The organism is Pantoea sp. MT58 (genome assembly GCF_014495885.1).
Classification (GTDB): Bacteria; Pseudomonadota; Gammaproteobacteria; order Enterobacterales; family Enterobacteriaceae; genus Pantoea; species Pantoea eucalypti.
The window spans coordinates 3,812,993-3,832,430 of record NZ_CP061083.1; the positions used below are offsets into that span (position 1 = coordinate 3,812,993).

Annotated in this window: 12 protein-coding genes, 1 rRNA gene and 1 riboswitch; of the genes, 6 read left to right on the forward strand and 7 right to left on the reverse strand. The window is 56.0% G+C overall.

The features are described from left to right. Window positions 1–28 precede the first annotated feature (28 nt). The gene (gene lysC, locus IAI47_RS17960) at window positions 29–1,381 is read right to left on the reverse strand and encodes a lysine-sensitive aspartokinase 3 (protein WP_003855819.1); all 1,353 of its coding nucleotides are present in this window, start codon (window positions 1,379–1,381) and stop codon (window positions 29–31) included. Between the two features lie 113 nt (window positions 1,382–1,494). After that, a riboswitch (Lysine riboswitch) is annotated at window positions 1,495–1,687 on the reverse strand. A gap of 391 nt (window positions 1,688–2,078) precedes the next feature. Between lysC and pgi the strand changes: the two genes are divergently transcribed. From pgi to IAI47_RS17985, 5 genes are all read left to right on the forward strand, one after another. Further along, window positions 2,079–3,725 (forward strand): glucose-6-phosphate isomerase, encoded by a 1,647-nt coding sequence (gene pgi, locus IAI47_RS17965; RefSeq protein WP_008926599.1) that lies wholly within the window; start codon window positions 2,079–2,081, stop codon window positions 3,723–3,725. A 566-nt stretch (window positions 3,726–4,291) separates the two neighbouring features. Further along, window positions 4,292–4,549 (forward strand): exopolysaccharide production protein YjbE, encoded by a 258-nt coding sequence (gene yjbE, locus IAI47_RS17970; protein WP_008926598.1) that lies wholly within the window; start codon window positions 4,292–4,294, stop codon window positions 4,547–4,549. A gap of 194 nt (window positions 4,550–4,743) precedes the next feature. After that, window positions 4,744–5,391: a YjbF family lipoprotein gene (locus IAI47_RS17975; RefSeq protein ID WP_003852764.1), complete on the forward strand. Its 648-nt coding sequence runs from the start codon at window positions 4,744–4,746 to the stop codon at window positions 5,389–5,391. After that, window positions 5,388–6,131, forward strand: coding sequence for a capsule biosynthesis GfcC family protein (locus tag IAI47_RS17980; protein ID WP_008926596.1), 744 nt, complete (start codon window positions 5,388–5,390; stop codon window positions 6,129–6,131). The genes IAI47_RS17975 and IAI47_RS17980 overlap by 4 nt, the downstream gene beginning before the upstream one ends. Then, window positions 6,131–8,221, forward strand: coding sequence for a YjbH domain-containing protein (locus IAI47_RS17985; RefSeq protein ID WP_008926595.1), 2,091 nt, complete (start codon window positions 6,131–6,133; stop codon window positions 8,219–8,221). The genes IAI47_RS17980 and IAI47_RS17985 overlap by 1 nt, the downstream gene beginning before the upstream one ends. A 237-nt stretch (window positions 8,222–8,458) precedes the next feature. Here IAI47_RS17985 and metH read toward each other — a convergent pair whose 3' ends face one another. Next, complete coding sequence (metH, locus tag IAI47_RS17990) at window positions 8,459–12,094, reverse strand: methionine synthase (protein ID WP_370581737.1); 3,636 nt, start codon at window positions 12,092–12,094, stop codon at window positions 8,459–8,461. 242 nt (window positions 12,095–12,336) lie between these two features. On the opposite strand from metH, the gene iclR reads away from it, so the two are divergent. After that, complete coding sequence (iclR, locus tag IAI47_RS17995; protein ID WP_003852768.1) at window positions 12,337–13,164, forward strand: glyoxylate bypass operon transcriptional repressor IclR; 828 nt, start codon at window positions 12,337–12,339, stop codon at window positions 13,162–13,164. Here the strand turns inward: iclR and aceK are convergent. From aceK to rrf, 5 genes are all read right to left on the reverse strand, one after another. Continuing rightward, window positions 13,139–14,887, reverse strand: coding sequence for a bifunctional isocitrate dehydrogenase kinase/phosphatase (gene aceK, locus IAI47_RS18000; RefSeq protein WP_008926592.1), 1,749 nt, complete (start codon window positions 14,885–14,887; stop codon window positions 13,139–13,141). The two genes, iclR and aceK, sit on opposite strands and share 26 nt — an antisense overlap. Before the next feature lie 62 nt (window positions 14,888–14,949). Continuing rightward, the gene (aceA, locus tag IAI47_RS18005; protein ID WP_008926591.1) at window positions 14,950–16,251 is read right to left on the reverse strand and encodes an isocitrate lyase; all 1,302 of its coding nucleotides are present in this window, start codon (window positions 16,249–16,251) and stop codon (window positions 14,950–14,952) included. 17 nt (window positions 16,252–16,268) lie between these two features. Next, complete coding sequence (gene aceB / locus IAI47_RS18010; RefSeq protein ID WP_008926590.1) at window positions 16,269–17,867, reverse strand: malate synthase A; 1,599 nt, start codon at window positions 17,865–17,867, stop codon at window positions 16,269–16,271. 262 nt (window positions 17,868–18,129) lie between these two features. After that, a complete protein-coding gene (gene metA / locus IAI47_RS18015) occupies window positions 18,130–19,059 on the reverse strand; it encodes a homoserine O-succinyltransferase (RefSeq protein WP_003852776.1) in 930 nt (309 codons plus the stop codon). 211 nt (window positions 19,060–19,270) lie between these two features. After that, window positions 19,271–19,386: ribosomal RNA gene (gene rrf, locus IAI47_RS18020) — 5S ribosomal RNA — on the reverse strand. Between the last annotated feature and the right edge of the window lie 52 nt (window positions 19,387–19,438).

Consider the following 19,438-nt stretch of genomic DNA (forward strand, 5'->3'; position numbering starts at 1 on the left):
GCACCGATAATCGGCATTAACCAGAGGATTACTCGAACAGATTGCGATGCAGGGTACGTACCACGCTTTCCGCATCGTTGCCGGGCACCAGGAAGCAGAGATTGTAGCTGCTGGCACCGTAGCAAATCATCCGCAGGTTGAACGGATCGAGTACACCAAACACCTCTTTGCCGACACCGCATGCTTTTGACAGCTGGTTGCCGATAATCGCCACCAGCGCCAGATCTTCTTCCACCTCTACCCGGCACAGCGACGAGAGTTCAGTCAGCAAGGCCTGGGTCAGCAGACTGGCGCTGGTTGAGGTCGAGCCGGTGGTGTCGAGGGTCAGCGCCACGCTCACTTCGGAGGTGGTGATCAGGTCAACCGAGACGTTGTGACGTGCCAGAATGTTGAAGAGTTCGGCGAGGAAACCAAACGTATGCAGCATGTTAAGGCTATGCAGCGTTAACAGCGTCTGCTTGCGGCGTAAAGCCAGCGCCCGGAACAACGGCGGGTTACGGGTTTCGTTGCAGACGCGGGTTCCGCCCGCTGCCGGATCCTTGCTGGAACCGACGAAGACCGGAATACCCCGACGCACAGCAGGAAGCAGTGTCGCGGGATGCAGCACTTTCGCGCCAAACGTCGCCATTTCGGCGGCTTCTTCAAAAGTGATCTCGTCAATGCGCTTCGCCGTCGGCACCACGCGGGGATCGGTGGTGTAGATGCCTGGCACATCTGTCCAGATATCCACCCGCGCCGCATTCAGCGCTTCGCCCAGCAGCGCGGCGGTGTAATCACTGCCGCCACGCCCTAAGGTGGTGGTGCGCCCCTCACGTTCACTGCCAATGAAGCCCTGAGTAATGACCAATGCCTGCCCGATGCGCGGCTGTAACTGCGCCGTCGCCTGCTCCGCCAGCACCTCAACATCCGGTACAGCCCGGCCAAAATGATCGTCGGTGCGCATCACTTTACGGACATCGAACCACTCCGCGTTAACCTGACGTTCACGCAGAATTTCCACAAACAGCAGTGATGACATCAGCTCGCCGTGGCTGACCAGTTCATCAGTCAGGGCGTTAGAGGTGGCCAGTGAAGCCGCTTCAGAGAGCATGCTGATATTGTCGATCATCCGATCGATTTCATCGCGGATCACTTCCGGATGCTGCAGGCGATCGACAATGGCATACTGAATACGGCGGATATCATCAAGCAGAACAGCGCGCTGCGGAGCCTGCTGGCCTTCAGCCAGCGCCACCAGCAGATTGGTAATGCCCGCCGAAGCAGAGAGCACAACCAGACGCGTACTGGCGTCCTGCAACACCACATCGGCGCTGCGGTTCATCGCTTCAAAATCGGCTACGCTGGTGCCGCCAAATTTTGCCACTATCAGAGTTTGAGACATGTAGGACCTCGTGTCAGGTTATCTTGTTCTCGCCGATGAAAGGGTCGAGAAACATTCTTTCAGCCAGGCACAAGGAAAGAGCAGAAACGGGCGGACAAGATCAGATAGACGAGTCACCCAGAAGCGCCCCACCTTGCGAAACGTCGACTGCAGACGTTTCTGGTGACAACCCAGAGGATTCAGCCCCTGTAGCCGACAGGCAGCACACCGTGTGCTGACCCACCTCGGCGTCGCTCCCCATTATGTGTTTTCACCGGATACGGTTCCTCCAACACACTACCTGGGCGACGCGCCTCTTCTGGCTTGCGCACAGGTGCGCAAGTAGGCGCATAGATTTAGCCTTTTCTGGACCTGCTGTCAATGTCAGCGATGGCTGGAGAGCCGCATCAGAAAACAAATTAACCCGCGCCGCAACGGCTACAGTGCTTAATGGGTTCAGCACCTGCAGCAATCCCTGATACGGCACAACGTTTTGCGCAGACTTTTGCGCCACACTTTGCTGCGCGCGGGGTCTGTGCCCCGCAGGGTGTTCGCGCCAGTGAATGCTGACGATAAACCACAGCGTGCCGATCGCCTGTCCGGTGCGCGCTGACAAAATTTTTCCTTTCAGTTACAACTGTGGTCATACTGAAACGCTAAACGGGCATGATGTGCCTCCGATGGAATGACGGTTCTTAATATCAACAAGAGTGTTGCCATGAAAAATATCAATCCGACACAAACCGCAGCCTGGAAAGCGCTGCAACAGCATTTTGAGCAGATGAAATCGGTAGAAATTGCCGATCTGTTCGCCCAGGATGCCGATCGTTTTGCCAAATTCTCTGCCACCTTTGATGATCAGATGCTGGTGGATTTCTCCAAAAACCGCATCACCCAGGAAACGCTCGATAAGCTCCAGGCGCTGGCCAAAGAGACCGATCTCAGCGGTGCCATCAAGTCTATGTTCTCGGGTGAGAAGATTAACCGCACTGAAGATCGTGCGGTGTTGCATGTCGCACTGCGCAACCGGAGCAACACGCCGATTCTGGTGGATGGCAAAGATGTGATGCCAGACGTCAACGCGGTGCTGGACAAGATGAAAGGCTTCTCAGAGCGCATCATCAGCGGCGAATGGAAAGGCTATACCGGTAAAGCGATCACTGACGTGGTGAATATCGGCATCGGCGGCTCCGACCTCGGCCCATTTATGGTGACAGAGGCGCTGCGCCCGTATAAAAACCATCTGAACATGCATTTTGTCTCCAACGTTGACGGCACCCATATCGCCGAAACGCTGAAAGACCTCAGCCCGGAAACCACCCTGTTCCTGGTTGCCTCCAAGACCTTCACGACTCAAGAAACTATGACCAACGCCCACAGTGCGCGCGACTGGTTCCTGAAAACTGCTGGCGATCAGCAGCACGTAGCGAAACACTTTGCTGCGCTGTCGACCAATGCCAAAGCGGTGGGTGAATTCGGTATCGACACCAACAACATGTTTGAATTCTGGGACTGGGTTGGCGGCCGCTATTCACTGTGGTCAGCCATCGGTCTGTCGATCATTCTCTCAATTGGCTTCGAAAACTTCGAGCAGCTGCTGAGCGGCGCACATGCCATGGACCAGCATTTCGCAACGACCCCGGCTGAGCAGAACCTGCCGGTGCTGCTGGCGCTGATTGGCATCTGGTACAACAATTTCTTTGGTGCTGAAACCGAAGCGATTCTGCCTTATGACCAGTACATGCACCGCTTTGCCGCCTATTTCCAGCAGGGAAATATGGAGTCAAACGGCAAGTATGTGGATCGCGCCGGTCATCCGGTGGACTACCAGACTGGCCCCATCATCTGGGGTGAACCTGGCACTAACGGTCAGCACGCGTTTTATCAGCTGATCCATCAGGGCACCAAGCTGGTTCCGTGTGACTTTATTGCGCCGGCTATTACCCATAACGCGCTGACAGATCACCATCCGAAGCTGCTCTCTAACTTCTTTGCCCAGACCGAAGCGCTGGCGTTTGGTAAATCACGCGACGTTGTCGAGAAAGAGTTTACCGATGCCGGTAAATCTGCAGAGTCAGTGGCCCATATCGTGCCGTTCAAAGTGTTTGAAGGGAACCGCCCGACTAACTCCATCCTGCTGCGTGAGATCACCCCATACAGCCTGGGTGCGCTGATTGCCCTGTATGAGCACAAAATCTTCACTCAGGGCGCCATCCTGAATATCTACACTTTCGATCAGTGGGGTGTGGAATTAGGTAAGCAGCTGGCAAACCGTATTCTGCCGGAACTGGAAAATGAGGATGAAATTACCACTCACGACAGTTCCACCAATGCCTTAATTAATCGTTATAAATCCTGGCGTTAATCGGCATTAATTTTACCGGGCGGCAACCTTGTCGCCCTTTTTTTGTCTGTTTTAACATCTTATTGGGTAATTCATCAGGACAGAGATGCCTGCCAGCACGGGAAAAGTCTTAAAATACCCCAGGATAATTCTGAACATCACGCTCCGGAACAGCGCTTAATCCAGTATAAAGCGGATCTGATAATAGCGGCGTTACGAGGTTAACTATTGATTCATAGCCATATTTAATTTAAGGCCTTCTGAGTAAATTCTGATTATTCTTATTCCGTACCATTTATAAATAAAAAAGAACATTACGCTTTGCATTCCCCTTAGCAGCAGCGAAATATAGGGTATCAACCGGAAATACTCCGATATAAAAAGCAGTTATCCCCAATATTACTGATTAAATCACGCAATCATCCCGCCATTTGCCCTGGTTTTTATAGCACTGAACTCTGATATTTTGTTGCCCTATAATGAACGCGCCCGCAATGGGACTGTCCGTCGCACTGGTCGCAGCCTGTCTGCATAGCCATTGTCGCTGGTCAGAGATCCTTCATTCACTCAATGCAGGAAACGTTGTTATGAAAAAAACTATGGTTGCCGGTGCAGCCTTGATCCTCGTTGCCGCCTCCTCAAGCGCATTTGCTGCGCCGCAGGAAGCAGGTGAAGCAGGTACTGCAGCAGGCGCGCAGGCGGGAGCAATCTCTGCTGGTGCTTCTACCGCTGTCGGTATCGGCGCACTTGGTGCGTTGGTCGGGCTCGGCATTGCCGCTTCTGGCGGTGGTGACGGTGCAAATACCGGTACAACAACCACAACCACGACGAGCACCACTCGTTGATGGATGCCCGAAACGCGTCTGATTACTGAACGGTAACAAACCGGCGAGGCTGAAAAACTGACTACGGTGAGGATTTCAGCGGAGCCACATTGTCTGCCGCTTTGCAGCCAGACGGGACGGGCAGAGCACCTTTAAACATAACCACACGCCTGTGTGGTTATTTTTACTTTGGCATGACTTATCAGGGACACACAGTGCGCCAACTTCCTCTGCTGCTCGCTTGCCTGCTGCTGCAGGCCTGTACACAAACGCAAAAAGGTCTTGAACAGACTTTGCTGCTCGCGGTTAACGGTCCGGATGACGTCACCGTTACCGATCAACAGGTCAACAATCTCCCCTATGCCAGTCTCTACGCTCGTCTGAATGACGGTCCGCGCATTTTTGTGGTGCTGGGCTACAGCGAGCAGGGACAGCAGAAATGGGTCACGCAGGATCAGGCGATGCTGGTAACACAGCATGGCCGTCTGGTTAAAACCCTGGGCTTACCCGATAACCTGCTGAGCGTCAGCAATCTGCAACAGGATCCGCTCGCTGACAGTCTGCATATCAGCAACGGCGCTGGCTGGACCCGCATCGTGCAGTGGACCGAGCAGGGTAAGGTTCGCGGCGCGACCGTGCGTTCAACCTTCCAGCGCGGCACCGACGAGGTGCTGACGGTTGCAGGCAACCGCATCCCGTGTCGTGTCTGGCATGAGCAGGTGAGCATCGACAGCAGTAACCGCGAGTGGGAAAACACCTTCTGGATCGATAACAGCAGCGGCGATGTGGTGCAGGCCCATCAGATGCTGGCGGCCGATGCCTTCCCTGTTGATATCACTATTCTGAAGCCGGCGAAATCATGAAAAAAATCACTATTTTGCTGGCCGGGCTGAGCCTGTTCAGCGTCGCAGGGGCGCAGGCTGCTGCGCAGGTTACTGTCCATACACCGCACAATGGCGGTCAGGCTGAGCTGAGCCAGATCACTGATCTCTCACAGCTGGTGACCCTGCCTCCACTGCAGGTCAACACGGACTGGCGCAGTACCTTTATTGCCGAGCGCGGTGCAACCGCAGTCGCCCGGCAGCAATATCAACAGACGCTGGGCGCGTTACGGGCCTGGCGTGCCGACAGCAGCGGCGATCGGGCGGCGGCCATTGATGAGGTGATTCGCCAGCTGAGCGCCATTAAAGTGGCTGGTCGTCAGTTCACGTCGCTCGACCCGGACTGGATCCGCTTACATCCGGCGGACAACCGTCGGCTGGAAGGCAGCTATGACCTCTATCTGCAGGCGCCCACCGATTCAGTGCTGCTGCTCGGCGCACTGAGCGGCGCAGGCAAGGTGAGCTGGCAGCCGGGTAAATCAGTACGCGACTATCTGGATGGTCATGACGCACTCTCCGGGGCAGAACGCAATTTTGTCACGGTGATTGCCCCTTCAGGCGCCACACAGCAGGTGCCGGTTGCTTACTGGAATCGCCGCCATGCGGAAGTGGAGCCAGGCAGCGTTATCTGGCTGGGCTTTTCGTCATGGAGCCTGCCAGGCAGTGATGAAGACCTGAACGATCGCATCCTTTCCGTACTGACTCACCGGATACCAGACTGATGAAAAAACGTTATCTCTTCAGCCTGTTGGCTGTTTCCGTGGCGGCAGCCTGTCAGGCGCAGGCTGACACTTTCCCCGCGCCGGTGGGTCCTTCACAATCCGATTTCGGTGGTGTTGGCCTGATGCAGGTGCCGACGGCGCGCATGTCCAGAGAGGGTGAATTCAGCCTCAACGCCCGCGACAACGATCAGTATCGTTACTACTCTGCCTCACTGCAGCTCTTCCCCTGGCTGGAAACTACGGTGCGTTATACCGACGTGCGGACCCGTCAGTACAGTGCGGTATCAGAATTCAGCGGCACACAGAGCTACAAAGATAAAGCCTTCGATTTGAAACTGCGCCTGTGGCAGGAAGGTTTCTGGCTGCCAGAGGTGGCGGTGGGAACCCGCGATCTCGGCGGTACTGGCCTGTTCGACAGCGAATATCTGGTGGGAACCAAAGCCTGGGGACCGTTCGACTTTACGCTGGGCGTCGGCTGGGGCTACCTCGGCAACAGCGGCACGCTGAAGAACCCCTTCTGCTCATACAGCGACAGCTATTGTCAGCGTCCGAAAGTGGGCGAAGCGGGTTCCATCAATGGCTCGCAGATGTTCCATGGTCCGACTGCCCTGTTTGGCGGCGTGGAGTATCAGACGCCCTGGCAGCCGCTGCGCCTTAAGATGGAATATGAAGGCAACGACTACCAGAATGACTTTGCTGGCCGCCTTGATCAGCGCAGCAAGCTCAACGTCGGGGCAATCTATCGTGTGACCGACTGGGCCGACATCAACGCCAGCTACGAACGCGGCAATACCTTTATGTTTGGTGTCACCATCCGTACCAACTTCAACGATCTGCGTCAGGCGCACATCGACAGCGAGAAGCCGGCCTATAATCCGCAGCCGCAGCCGAAACTGCTGGAACCGACGGTAGTGGGCACGCAGCTGACTGATCTCAAGTACAACGCCGGCCTGGACGGTCCGCAGATTCAGACTCAGGGCCACACGCTCTATGTGTCAGGTGAACAGACGAAGTATCGGGATACCCGTGAAGGCGTCGATCGCGCTAACCGCATCATAATGAACCATCTGCCTGATGGTATCGACACCATCAGTGTCACTGAGTCGCGCTTTAACATGCCGCAGGTCACCACTGAGACCCAGGTCGCCAGCCTGCGTAACGATCTGGAAGGCTATCCGCTGGGCCATGAGCAGCCGCTGCAACAGACCCGTAAAGAGCCGGTCGATCCGGGGAATACTGAGCAGGGTATGTTTATCCGTAAAGATCGCCTGAACTACAGCCTTTCTCCGGTGCTGAATCAGTCGGTGGGCGGCCCGGAAAGCTTCTATATGTATCAGGTCGGCGTCATGGCAAACGCGGATTACTGGCTGACAGATCACCTGCTGGTAGGCGGCAGCCTGTTTGGTAACCTCGCCAACAACTATGACAAGTTCAACTATAACGGCGCACCGGCTGACTCTTCACTGCCGCGCGTACGTACGCACATCCGCGACTACGTTGAGAACAACGTTTACGTCAACGATCTGCAGGCGAACTATATGGGCCACCTCGGTAATGGCTTTTATGGTCAGGTCTACGGCGGGTATCTTGAGACAATGTACGGCGGCGTGGGCGGCGAGCTGCTCTATCGTCCGGTCGATGCGAACTGGGCGGTGGGCGTCGATGCCAACTACGTCCGTCAGCGTGACTGGGACAATATGATGCAGTTTAACCGCTATAAAGCGGCAACCGGCAACCTGACGGGCTACTGGCGTCCATGGTTCATGCAGGATGTACTGGTGAAAACCAGCGTCGGTCAGTATCTGGCGAAAGATAAAGGCGTGACGGTTGATGTGTCGAAGCGCTTCGACAGCGGCGTGATGGTCGGTGTTTATGCCACCAAAACCAATGTGTCGTCTGAAGAGTATGGCGAAGGCGACTTCACCAAAGGCTTCTATATCTCCATCCCGATGGATCTGTTCACCGTGACGCCAACGCGTGGTCGCGCGCAGGTGAACTGGGTGCCGTTAACGCGTGATGGTGGTCAGATGCTGGGCCGTAAGTACCAGCTGTATGATCTGACGTCGGATCGCGACGCTCGCTTTAACTAAGCAGAGGCGGCCTTCGGGCCGCTCAACGCTGTTTACAGAAGCAGGCTCAGGGAGCAAACGCTCTGCGTAAAGACGCAAAAACGCCATCCGTGGCATGCTCAGCGCGGGCCATCCCTGGCGCGGGACGCTTTCCTCCTCTAACCGGGTTCCCTGGGCGTTGAGTTTCTTCATTGCTGCCAGATTTACCCGGAGCTGGATTTGTCAGCAGTCTGAAGCGGCCCTGTGGCCGCTTTTTATTTAGTCTGCATCGTAGCCGAGATTCGGCGCCAGCCAGCGCTCCACCTCCGTAACCGACATCCCTTTGCGTGCCGCATAATCTTCCACCTGATCACGCTGAATCTGCGCCACGGCGAAATAGCGGCTGTCAGGATGGCTGAAATACCAGCCAGACACCGCCGCACCCGGCCACATCGCATAAGACTCGGTGAGTTTCATGCCGGTCTGCGCTTCCACTGCCAGCAGACGCCAGATAGTGGCTTTTTCGGTATGCTCCGGGCAGGCCGGATAGCCTGGCGCCGGACGTATCCCCTGATAATTTTCGCGAATCAGCTCTTCGTTGCTGAGATTTTCGTTGGGCGCAAAGCCCCAGATCACCTTACGCACCCGCTCGTGCAGGTATTCGGCAAAGGCTTCTGCCAGACGGTCAGCCAGCGCTTTCACCATGATCTTGTTGTAGTCGTCGTGCTGACGATCATAAGCCTCCGCCAGCGCATCCTCTTCCAGTCCGCCTGTCACCGCGAACGCGCCAAGATAATCCGCTTTTCCGGAGGTTTTCGGCGCGACAAAATCCGCCAGGCAGTAGTTAGCGAAGTCGGTTTTCTCGGTCTGTTGACGTAAGTGATGACTCACACACAACACTTCATCGCGCCGCTCATCACTGTAGAGATGAATATCATCGCCGACCCGGTTCGCCGGGAAAATACCGACCACACCACGCGGTTTCAGCAGTGCCTGCTCACTTAATCTGTCGAGCATCGCATTGGCATCGGCGAACAGACGCTGCGCCTCTTCACCGACCACCTCATCTTCAAGAATGCGGGGATATTTGCCCGCCAGCGACCAGGTCATAAAGAATGGCGTCCAGTCGATGTAGTGGCGCAGCGTAGCAATGCTGGCCTCCACCTGGCTGACACCGAGACGGTGCGGCACTGGCGGCGAGTAGCTTTCCCAGTCAATCGACGTGGCGTTATCGCGTGCCGTCTGCAGCGAGACCGGCGGCGTGCGCGGCTTTTTGCGCGCATGCTGGATGCGTACGGTTTCGTACTCTTTGCGCGTTCGGGCAACGAAATCGTCTTTTAAGGTGGCGGAGAGCAGTGATGAAACGACGCCAACGGTGCGTGAGGCGTTCTGCACGTAGACCGTCGGGCCGCTGTAGTGCTGCTCAATTTTGACGGCAGTATGTGCCTTCGAGGTGGTCGCGCCGCCAATCAGCAGCGGTATGGTAAAGCCCTGACGCTCCATCTCTTTTGCCATATTGACCATCTCATCCAGCGACGGCGTAATCAGACCGGATAAGCCAATGATGTCCGCATTCACTTCGCGCGCCGTTTTAAGGATTTTTTCGCCCGGCACCATCACGCCAAGGTCGACAATTTCGTAGTTATTACACTGCAGCACCACGCCGACAATGTTTTTGCCGATGTCATGCACATCGCCTTTAACGGTGGCCAGCACGATTTTACCGTTGCTGCGCCCCGCCTCTTTGCTGGCTTCGATAAAGGGCTCCAGATAAGCCACCGCCTGCTTCATTACGCGTGCCGATTTCACCACCTGCGGCAGGAACATTTTGCCTTCGCCGAACAGGTCACCGACCACGTTCATGCCGGACATCAGCGGACCTTCAATCACTTCTATCGGACGCGGCACCTGCTGGCGCGCCTCTTCGGTATCCTGCTCAATAAACTCCGTGATCCCCTTAACCAGGGAATACTCCAGTCGCTTCACCACGTCCCAGCTTCGCCACTCGGCGAGCTGCTTTTCCTGCGCACCATCGCTTTTGCCGCCACGGTATTTCTCTGCCAGCGCCAGCAGCCGCTCGGTGCCATCATCCCGGCGGTTAAGGATCACATCTTCTACCGCCTCGCGCAGTTCTGTCGGCAGATCGTCATAGATGGCCAGCTGACCTGCGTTAACGATGCCCATATCCATGCCGTTTCGGATGGCGTAGTAGAGGAACACCGCGTGTATTGCTTCACGAACCGGATCGTTGCCCCGGAATGAAAACGATACGTTGGAGACGCCGCCGGAGATCATGGCATGGGGCAGTTCACGCTTGATATCTTCACAGGCACCGATGAAATCCATGGCGTAGTTGTTGTGTTCGTCGATGCCGGTGGCGACTGCAAAAATGTTCGGATCGAAGATAATATCTTCCGGTGGAAAACCGACCTGCTCGGTGAGGATCTGGTAAGCACGGCGGCAGATCTCAATTTTACGGGCGCGCGTATCCGCCTGGCCCACTTCGTCAAACGCCATGACTACCATCGCCGCCCCATAACGCCGGACCTGCCGCGCATGGTGGATGAAGGCGGCTTCACCCTCTTTCATCGAAATCGAGTTCACGATCCCTTTGCCCTGAATGCACTGCAGCCCTTTCTCAATGACCTCCCATTTGGAGGAGTCGATCATGATCGGCACGCGGGCAATATCGGGCTCGCCTGCAATCAGATTCAGGAAGCGCACCATCGCTGCTTCAGCATCGAGCATCCCTTCATCCATGTTGATGTCGATGATCTGCGCGCCGCTCTGCACCTGCTGCAGCGCCACTTCAAGCGCTTCGTTGTACTTCTCTTCTTTGATCAGCCGCTTAAATTTTGCGGAGCCAGTGACGTTGGTGCGCTCACCAACGTTAACAAACAGTGACTCTGCGGTGATGTTCAGCGGCTCAAGACCCGAGAGACGACAGGCCACTGGAATCGTCGGCAATGGACGCGGCGCAACACCGTCAACCGCCGCGACCATGGCAGCGATATGCTTCGGCGTCGTACCACAACAGCCGCCAATAATATTCAGGAAACCCGAGGTCGCCCATTCACCAATCTGCTGCGCCATCAACTCTGCATCAAGATCGTATTCGCCGAACGCGTTGGGCAGACCGGCGTTAGGATGGGCAGTCACGTAGCCTTCAGCAATGCGTGACAGCTCCGCCACATACTGACGCAGTTCATCCGGTCCCAGCGCGCAGTTCAGGCCAAAAGAGAGCGGTTCGGCATGGCGCAGTGAGTTGTAAAAGGCTTCCGTGGTCTGGCCGGAGAGCGTCCGGCCTGACGCATCGGTGATGGTGCCGGAGATCATCAGCGGCAGCGTGACACCCAGCGCTTCCATCTCGGTCTGCACTGCATAGATGGCGGCTTTGGCATTCAGCGTATCGAACACCGTTTCGATCATAATGATGTCGGAACCGCCCTCCACCAGCGCACGGGTTGATTCGCGGTATGCCTCTACCAGCTGATTAAAGGTGACGTTTCGGTAAGCCGGATCGTTGACGTCGGGTGAGATCGAGCAGGTGCGGTTGGTCGGGCCGAGCACCCCCGCGACATAACGCGGGCGGTCCGGTGTTTTCGCCGTCCATGCATCTGCGCAGGCTCGCGCCAGCCGGGCCGCTTCATAATTGATCTCCGCCGACAGACTTTCCATCTGGTAGTCCGCCATCGCAATCGACGTGGCGTTAAAGGTATTGGTTTCGAGGATATCTGCACCTGCAGCCAGATAAGCGTCGTGGATCTCGCGGATCACGTCCGATTTACTCAGCACCAGCAGATCGTTGTTGCCTTTGAGATCGCAGGGCCAGTCAGCAAAACGGCTGCCGCGATAATCCTCTTCCTCCAGCCGGTAACTCTGGATCATGGTGCCCATGCCGCCATCCAACACCATAATGCGTTGTGCGAGCTGCTGATGCAGCGCGTCGATTTTATTGCTCACTGTTGCCCCATTCACGTCAGTCTGCTGGCGGAAAACCCTGTTTTCCATTCTGGCACAACCCTGTCTGGCGACAAAGTAACCTCACCTGAGAGATTTTCAGATCACCGCCTCACAGGTCTGACCAGAAAACCAGCGTTTGCAAACCGCGTGATTAAAACGAAAATGATTTCCACAATGCAAAAGGAGAGACAACAATGGCCACGCCCGTTCCTGTTAAGCGCGGTAAGAAACCCCGCGGCACCCCTGTCGCCGCACCCGCGGGCGGTCAGGTTCAATCGCTGACGCGCGGCCTGACGCTGCTGGAGCTGATTGCAGATTCACATGGCAGCGTGGCGCTGACCGAGCTGGCGCAGCAGGCGGGTTTGCCAAACTCCACTACGCATCGCCTGCTCAGCACCATGCAGCAACAGGGCTTTGTCCGCCAGGTGGGCGATCTCGGGCTATGGACGATTGGCGCACACGCCTTTGTGGTTGGCAGCAGTTTCCTGCAAAGCCGTAATCTGCTGGCGCTGGTTCATCCGGTGTTGCGGAGCCTGATGGAGCAGTCCGGTGAAACAGTGAATCTGGCGGTGCTGGACCTCAGTGACTATCAGGCGGTGATCATTGATCAGGTGCAGTGCACCCAGCTGATGCGGATGTCAGCACCGATTGGCGGCAAGCTGCCAATGCATGCGTCAGGCGCGGGCAAAGCCTTTCTGGCCCATCTGGGTGAAGAACAGATTACTGCCCTGCTGCATCAGAAAGGATTGCACTACTACACGCCAAAAACCCTGATGTCGCCACAGAGTCTGAAAGAGAATCTGGCACAGGTGCGTAAAGCGGGCTTTTCGCTGGATGATGAAGAGCATGCACTCGGACTGCGCTGTGTCGCTGCACCCATCTATGATGAACATGGCGAGGCGTTTGCTGCCCTCTCCATCTCCGGCCCTATCGCCCGCATGACAGACGACAGGATTACGGAATTAGGTGCGCTGGTCATCCGCGAAGCGCGTCAGGTTACGCTGGCGTACAGCGGTCGCTAACCCTCTCTGGCGTATAGCAGACGCTGAAACGCTGCGTCTGCCGCCAGGCGATCACCTCTTCAACGTGGCCCTGCGCGATGCGCTGCTGCTGTGCGCGCCACCAGCTGGCGTCGAATATTTCCGGATGCAGTTCCAGCAGTAAAGCGCCGGTCGCGGTTTCGCTGCATAACGCATAGCGGAAGGTTTCGGGAAAGACATCGTCTGGCCCCACGCTGTACCACGGCTCGGCACTGAGTTCATCTTCCTCATAGCGTGCCGCGGGCACCTCCCGGAAGTTCAGCTCCTGCATCGGGCGGATCTCATCGTAATCGTAAAATATCACCCGCCCATGACGGGTTATGCCGAAGTTTTTAAACAGCATATCGCCGGGAAAGATATTGGCTGCCGCCAGTTGTCGAATGGCATTGCCATACTCTTCAATGGCATGACGTCGCTCGGCTGGGCTGGCCTGGGCAAGATAGAGATTCAGCGGCTGCATACGGCGCTCCAGCCACAGATGACGAATAATCAGGCGATCGCCTTCGATATACAGCTTCTCTGCCACACAGGCGTGGAGTTCCGCCAGCAGCGCCGGTGAGATGCGCGCCAGCGGCAGTGCAAACTGTTCAAACTCCTGGGTATCGGCCATGCGCCCCACGCGGTCGTGCTCTTTGACCTGCTGATAACAGGCGCGGACCTGTGCTTCCGTCACCTCTTTTTGCGGTGCGAAGCGATCCCTGATGACCTTGAATACCCAGTCAAAGCCCGGCAGCGTGAAGACCAGCATCACCATGCCGCGCACGCCAGGCGCGATCTCAAAGGCCGTTTCACTCTCTGCCAGCGCCTGAAGATATTCGCGATAGCTTTCCGTTTTACCGTGCTTCTGGCAGCCAATCGCCATATAGCGTTCGGCCAGTGTTTTAACGGGAAGAATGGGTTGCAGCCAGGCGACCAGTGCCGCAGGTACCGGGGCATACACCATGAAATAGGCGCGGGCAAAACCAAAGACAATGCTGGCGTCATTCACATCCGTCAGACAGGTGTCGATCCACAGTTCGCCGGTTTCCGTGCGTTGGATCGGCAACAGACAGGGAAAGATACCCGCTGGCAGATGCAGACGCGCCACCAGCCAGGCCGTTTTGTTGCGATAAAAGAGCTCACTGTTGACCTCGAGCCATGCCTCGCTCAGCCGGGGAAAATGCGACTCCAGGTGGCGGACAATCCAGCCCACATCACGCGCGCGGTGCTGCCACGGTAGCGTCAGCGGTAAATCCTCCAGTATCTGATCTACCAATGCCCGCCAGCCCCGCTCCGGCTGGTAACGCCGTGATAAGGGGCGCAGAGGTGTGACCGGCACGGTCAGGGACTGAGAGCTGAAGATAAACAGCCGGTCAGGTTGCAGGTCAGCATGTCCGTGTAGCCGGCAATAGACGGAATTAAAGAAGCTTTCGGCAATTTCGTGCCGGGGATAGCCAGGCAGCAGGCTTTGATAGTGATCCTTGACCCTCAGCCAGAACATCGCATCCCAGCTTGCCGCACCGTTCAGCACGCGCAGTTGATCGGCAACCAGGCTGACGTGATGATCATAGAGATGAATGCGAGCCTTCATGGCATGCTGCACTGCCTGCCATTCCGCCTGCTCAAAGCGCTGCTGCGCACCGGCAGTAATATCCAGAAAGCGGCCATACTGAGCATCAAATCCCTGCAGGATAGTGTGGGCAATCAACGATTCGCGTGGCGGCATAGTCAGCTCCGGTCAATGCCCGCCCGCATGGTGCGGGCGGGGAACCCATCAGAGGAGAAGCGTCAGAACTGGTGCTCTTCGGTCGAGCCGGTGAGCGCGGTGACCGAGGATTTACCGCCCTGAATGATGTTGGTCACCTGATCGAAATAGCCGGTGCCCACTTCCTGCTGATGTGACGAGAAGCTATAACCGCGATAGCGGGCCGCGAACTCAGGCTGCTGAACCTTTTCCACATAGTGGCGCATCCCTTCACCCTGCGCGTAGGCATGGGCCAGATCGAACATGTTGAACCACATGCTGTGGATGCCTGCCAGCGTGATGAACTGGAAGCGATACCCCATGTCGCTGAGCGCCTGCTGAAATTGCGCGATAGTGCGGTCATCGAGGTTCTTTTTCCAGTTAAACGAGGGCGAGCAGTTGTAGGCCAGTAGCTTGCCGGGGAAACGCGCATGAATAGCGTCAGCAAAACGCTGCGCCATCGCAAGATCCGGTGTTGAGGTTTCACACCACAGGATGTCTGCATAAGGTGCATAGGCCAGTCCGCGACTGATCGCCTGTTCAATACCGGCATGAGTGCGGAAGAAGCCTTCTGCCGTCCTGTCGCCCCGGATAAAGGGACGATCGTATTCATCGCAGTCTGAGGTAATCAGGTCAGCGGCGTCGGCGTCGGTGCGAGCCAGCAGCACGGTTGGCACACCCATCACATCGGCCGCCAGTCGTGCCGCCACCAGTTTCTGAATCGCTTCCTGGGTCGGTACCAGCACTTTGCCACCCATGTGACCGCATTTTTTAACCGCCGCCAGCTGGTCTTCGAAGTGGACAGCCGCCGCCCCCGCCTGAATCATCGCCTTCATCAGCTCATAGGCATTGAGCACGCCGCCAAAACCGGCTTCAGCATCGGCAACAATCGGCAGGAAGAAATCAGTATGCCGGCTGTCGCCCTCTTCAATGCCGCTGGACCACTGAATCTGATCGGCACGCTGAAACGTCTGGTTAATGCGGGTCACCACTTCCGGTACGGAGTTCACCGGGTAGAGCGACTGATCGGGATACATCTGTCCTGCCACATTGGCATCCGCAGCCACCTGCCAGCCAGAGAGATAGATCGCTTCAATGCCCGCTTTGGCCTGTTGCAGTGCCTGCCCGCCACTGAGCGCACCCAGGCTGTTGATGTAACCTTTCTTCGCCTCGCCGTTCAGCAGCGCCCATAACTTTTCGGCACCGCGCTCTGCCAGCGTACAGGCAGGCAGAACGGAGCCGCGCAGATTAACCACCTCTGCTGCGCTGTAAGGGCGGATAATGCCCTCCCAGCGTGCGGTCTGCCAGAGTTGTTCCAGTTGATCGATCTGTTGAGTACGTGTCATGGCAATAGCTCCTCTGTTCAGGGGATCAGGCGGTAGCCTGGCAGGGTAAGAAAGGAAACCAGTTCGCGTTCGGTGGTGATCTGCGCCATCAGCTGTGCCGCGTCGTCATAGCGACCAGCGCTGAAGTGGGCTTCGCCCAGCGCGTTTTGCAGCAGATGCAGCTCTTCGTTCAGCCAGCGCAGAAACAGTTCGGCCGTAACCTGCTGGCCGTTGTTCAGGATTTGCTGATGACGAATCCATTGCCAGATTGAGGTCCGTGCAATCTCAGCGGTGGCGGCATCCTCCATCAGCCCGTCAATCGGCACACAGCCGTTACCGCTGATCCAGGCTTCAAGGTATTGCAGCGCGACGCGGATGTTGGCGCGCATCCCCGCTTCGGTGCGCTCACCCTGACAGGGCGCAAGTAACTGCTCCGCCGTGATCGGGGCATCCTCTTCCCGCATAACATGCAACTGGTTGGGTTGGTCGCCCAGCACGGCATTGAAGACCGCCATAGCGGTGTCTGCCAGGCCCGGATGCGCAATCCAGGTTCCGTCATGCCCGTTGCCCGCCTCACGCTGTTTATCTTCCGTCACGCGCTGCAGTACCCAGGCATTACGTGTTGGGTCTTTAGCAGGAATCAGGGCTGACATTCCCCCCATCGCGAAGGCTCCCCGACGGTGACAGGTTTTAATCAGCAGACGTGAGTAAGCATCCAGAAACGGCTGCGACATAGTGACTGACTGGCGATCCGGCAGAACGCGATCCGCATGCTGTTTCAGGGTTTTGATGTAGCTGAAGATGTAATCCCAGCGGCCGCAGTTGAGGCCCACAATGTGATCGCGCAGATTCCACAGGATCTCATCCATCTGAAACACAGCGGGTAACGTTTCAATCAGGACGGTAGCCTTGATCGTACCGCGCGGCAGATCGAACTGATCCTCGCTGAAACTGAAGATCTCACGCCACCAGGCGATCTCCTGCCAGCTCTCTGTTTTCGGCAGATAGAAGTAAGGCCCGCTGCCTTTGGCCAGTAAAGGCCGGACGTTGTGGAAGAAATAGAGCGCGAAATCAAACAGCCCGCCCGGAATCGCCTCACCCTGCCAGCTGACATGTTTTTCTGACAGATGCAGACCGCGAACCCGGCACATCAGCACCGCTGGGTTTGCGCCGAGCTGATAAATTTTGCCTTTGTCGCTGGTGTAACTCAGCGTGCCCTGCACCGCCTCGCGCAGTGTGAGCTGCCCTTCCATCAGCTTTGACCACTCCGGTGACAGCGAATCCTCAAAGTCGGCCATAAAGACTTTTACGTTTGAGTTCAGGGCATTAATGACCATTTTTCGATCCGGTGGGCCGGTGATCTCAACCCGACGATCTTCTAAGTCGGCCGGAATGGATTGAATACGCCACGCACCCTCTCTTATGGAAGCAGTTTCCATATCGAAGTCTGGCAGATAGCCCTGGTCATAGCGTTGCTGACGCTGCTGGCGTGCCAACAACAGCTCGTTGCGTTGCGATGCAAAGCGTGCGACCAGCGCTTCCAGAAAAGAAACCGCTTCGGGCGTTAACAGCTGTTGTTCGGCATGGCTAAAGGGCTGGCTGAAATTCAGCGCAGGGCTGATCACTGAGTCTGTCATGCTGGCGTTCTCCTGTATTCAAAGGATCGAATGCAGCGGATCCACACGGTGTTTATTTTGTGAGCTACAGGAGCAGAGCATAAGCATTTATTTTTCTAAATCAAAAACTATTTCCATTTTTATACACCAACCCAGCTATCCTGATGTTTTATATGGATTTAAAGTTTTATTTATTAAAGGAACGACTTTCATTGCTGTTTTTCAGGCGAAAAAAAACCGTGTTGCCATCGGCTAACACGGTTCAGTTGATCTTCGGGCGGGACTACTCCAGCGTTGGATTCATGCGACGCAGATCGAATGGCGTGATCTGGTAAACGTAGTAGTTGAGCCAGTTCGAGAACAGCAGATTACCGTGGCTACGCCAGGTCGCGCGCGGTGGCAGGGCCGGATTGTCCTGTGGGAAATAGTTATAGGGGACTTCCGGATTCACACCCGCTTCATAATCACGATGATACTCACCAGACAACGTCAGCGCGTCATACTCCGGATGGCCAGTAACAAATACCAGGCGTTTGTCTTTACTCGCCATCAGATAGGCACCGGTTTGTTCCGATTCAGCAAACAGCTCAAGATCGGTGTAATCCGAGATCAGTTGAGTAGGAAAATCAGCATAACGAGAGTGTGGTGCGAGGAAATTATCATCAAAACCCCGGGTCAGTAAGGCATGAGGATGCAATATCTGATGTTCATAGACGCCGGACAGTTTGTTATGTCGGGTTTGCTTGGGAATGCCATACAGAATATTAAGCGCCGCCTGCACGGCCCAGCAGACAAACAGCGTTGAGGTGACGTGCTCATTTGCCCAGTGCAGCACGCGCTGAATCTGGGGCCAGTAAGCAACATCATTAAAATCGACCAGCCCCAGTGGCGCACCTGTCACGATTAAGCCGTCATAGTTGTCATGCTGGATATCTTCAAAATTGCAGTAGAAGTTGTTGAGGTGCTCAGTGGGCGTATTGCGTGACTCGCGGCTGTCGATGCGCAGCAGCTGAATATCGATCTGTAAGGGCGAGTTGGAAAGCAGACGCAGAAACTGATTCTCTGTTTCGATCTTTTTCGGCATCAGATTCAGTATGAGCACTTTAAGCGGTCGGATCTCCTGAACACTGGCGCGCGACGACGTCATGACAAAGACGTTTTCGTCACGCAAAAAATTCACTGCCGGTAATTCGTCGGGAACCCTGATTGGCATAACCTGCTCACCTCTCGCAACCATATAAACGTTTAGACATCTGGATGCCCAACATTAGCCTGATCGTTGTGAGATGTCGAGGTTTCATGCGGAAAATGAAAATGTTTCAGCTTAAAGGGGCATAGTATTAAAGGGACATAGCGCAGACGCAAAATAATGCAGACGTAAAAAAGCCCCGCACTTTCGTGCGGGGCTTCTTCACTTATATAATGCCTGGCAGTTCCCTACTCTCGCATGGGGAGACCCCACACTACCATCGGCGCTACGGCGTTTCACTTCTGAGTTCGGCATGGGGTCAGGTGGGACCACCGCGCTAAAGCCGCCAGGCAGATTCTGTTCTCCGCGCCGCCCCTTAAGGCCGCGCAGATTATTATCCGGT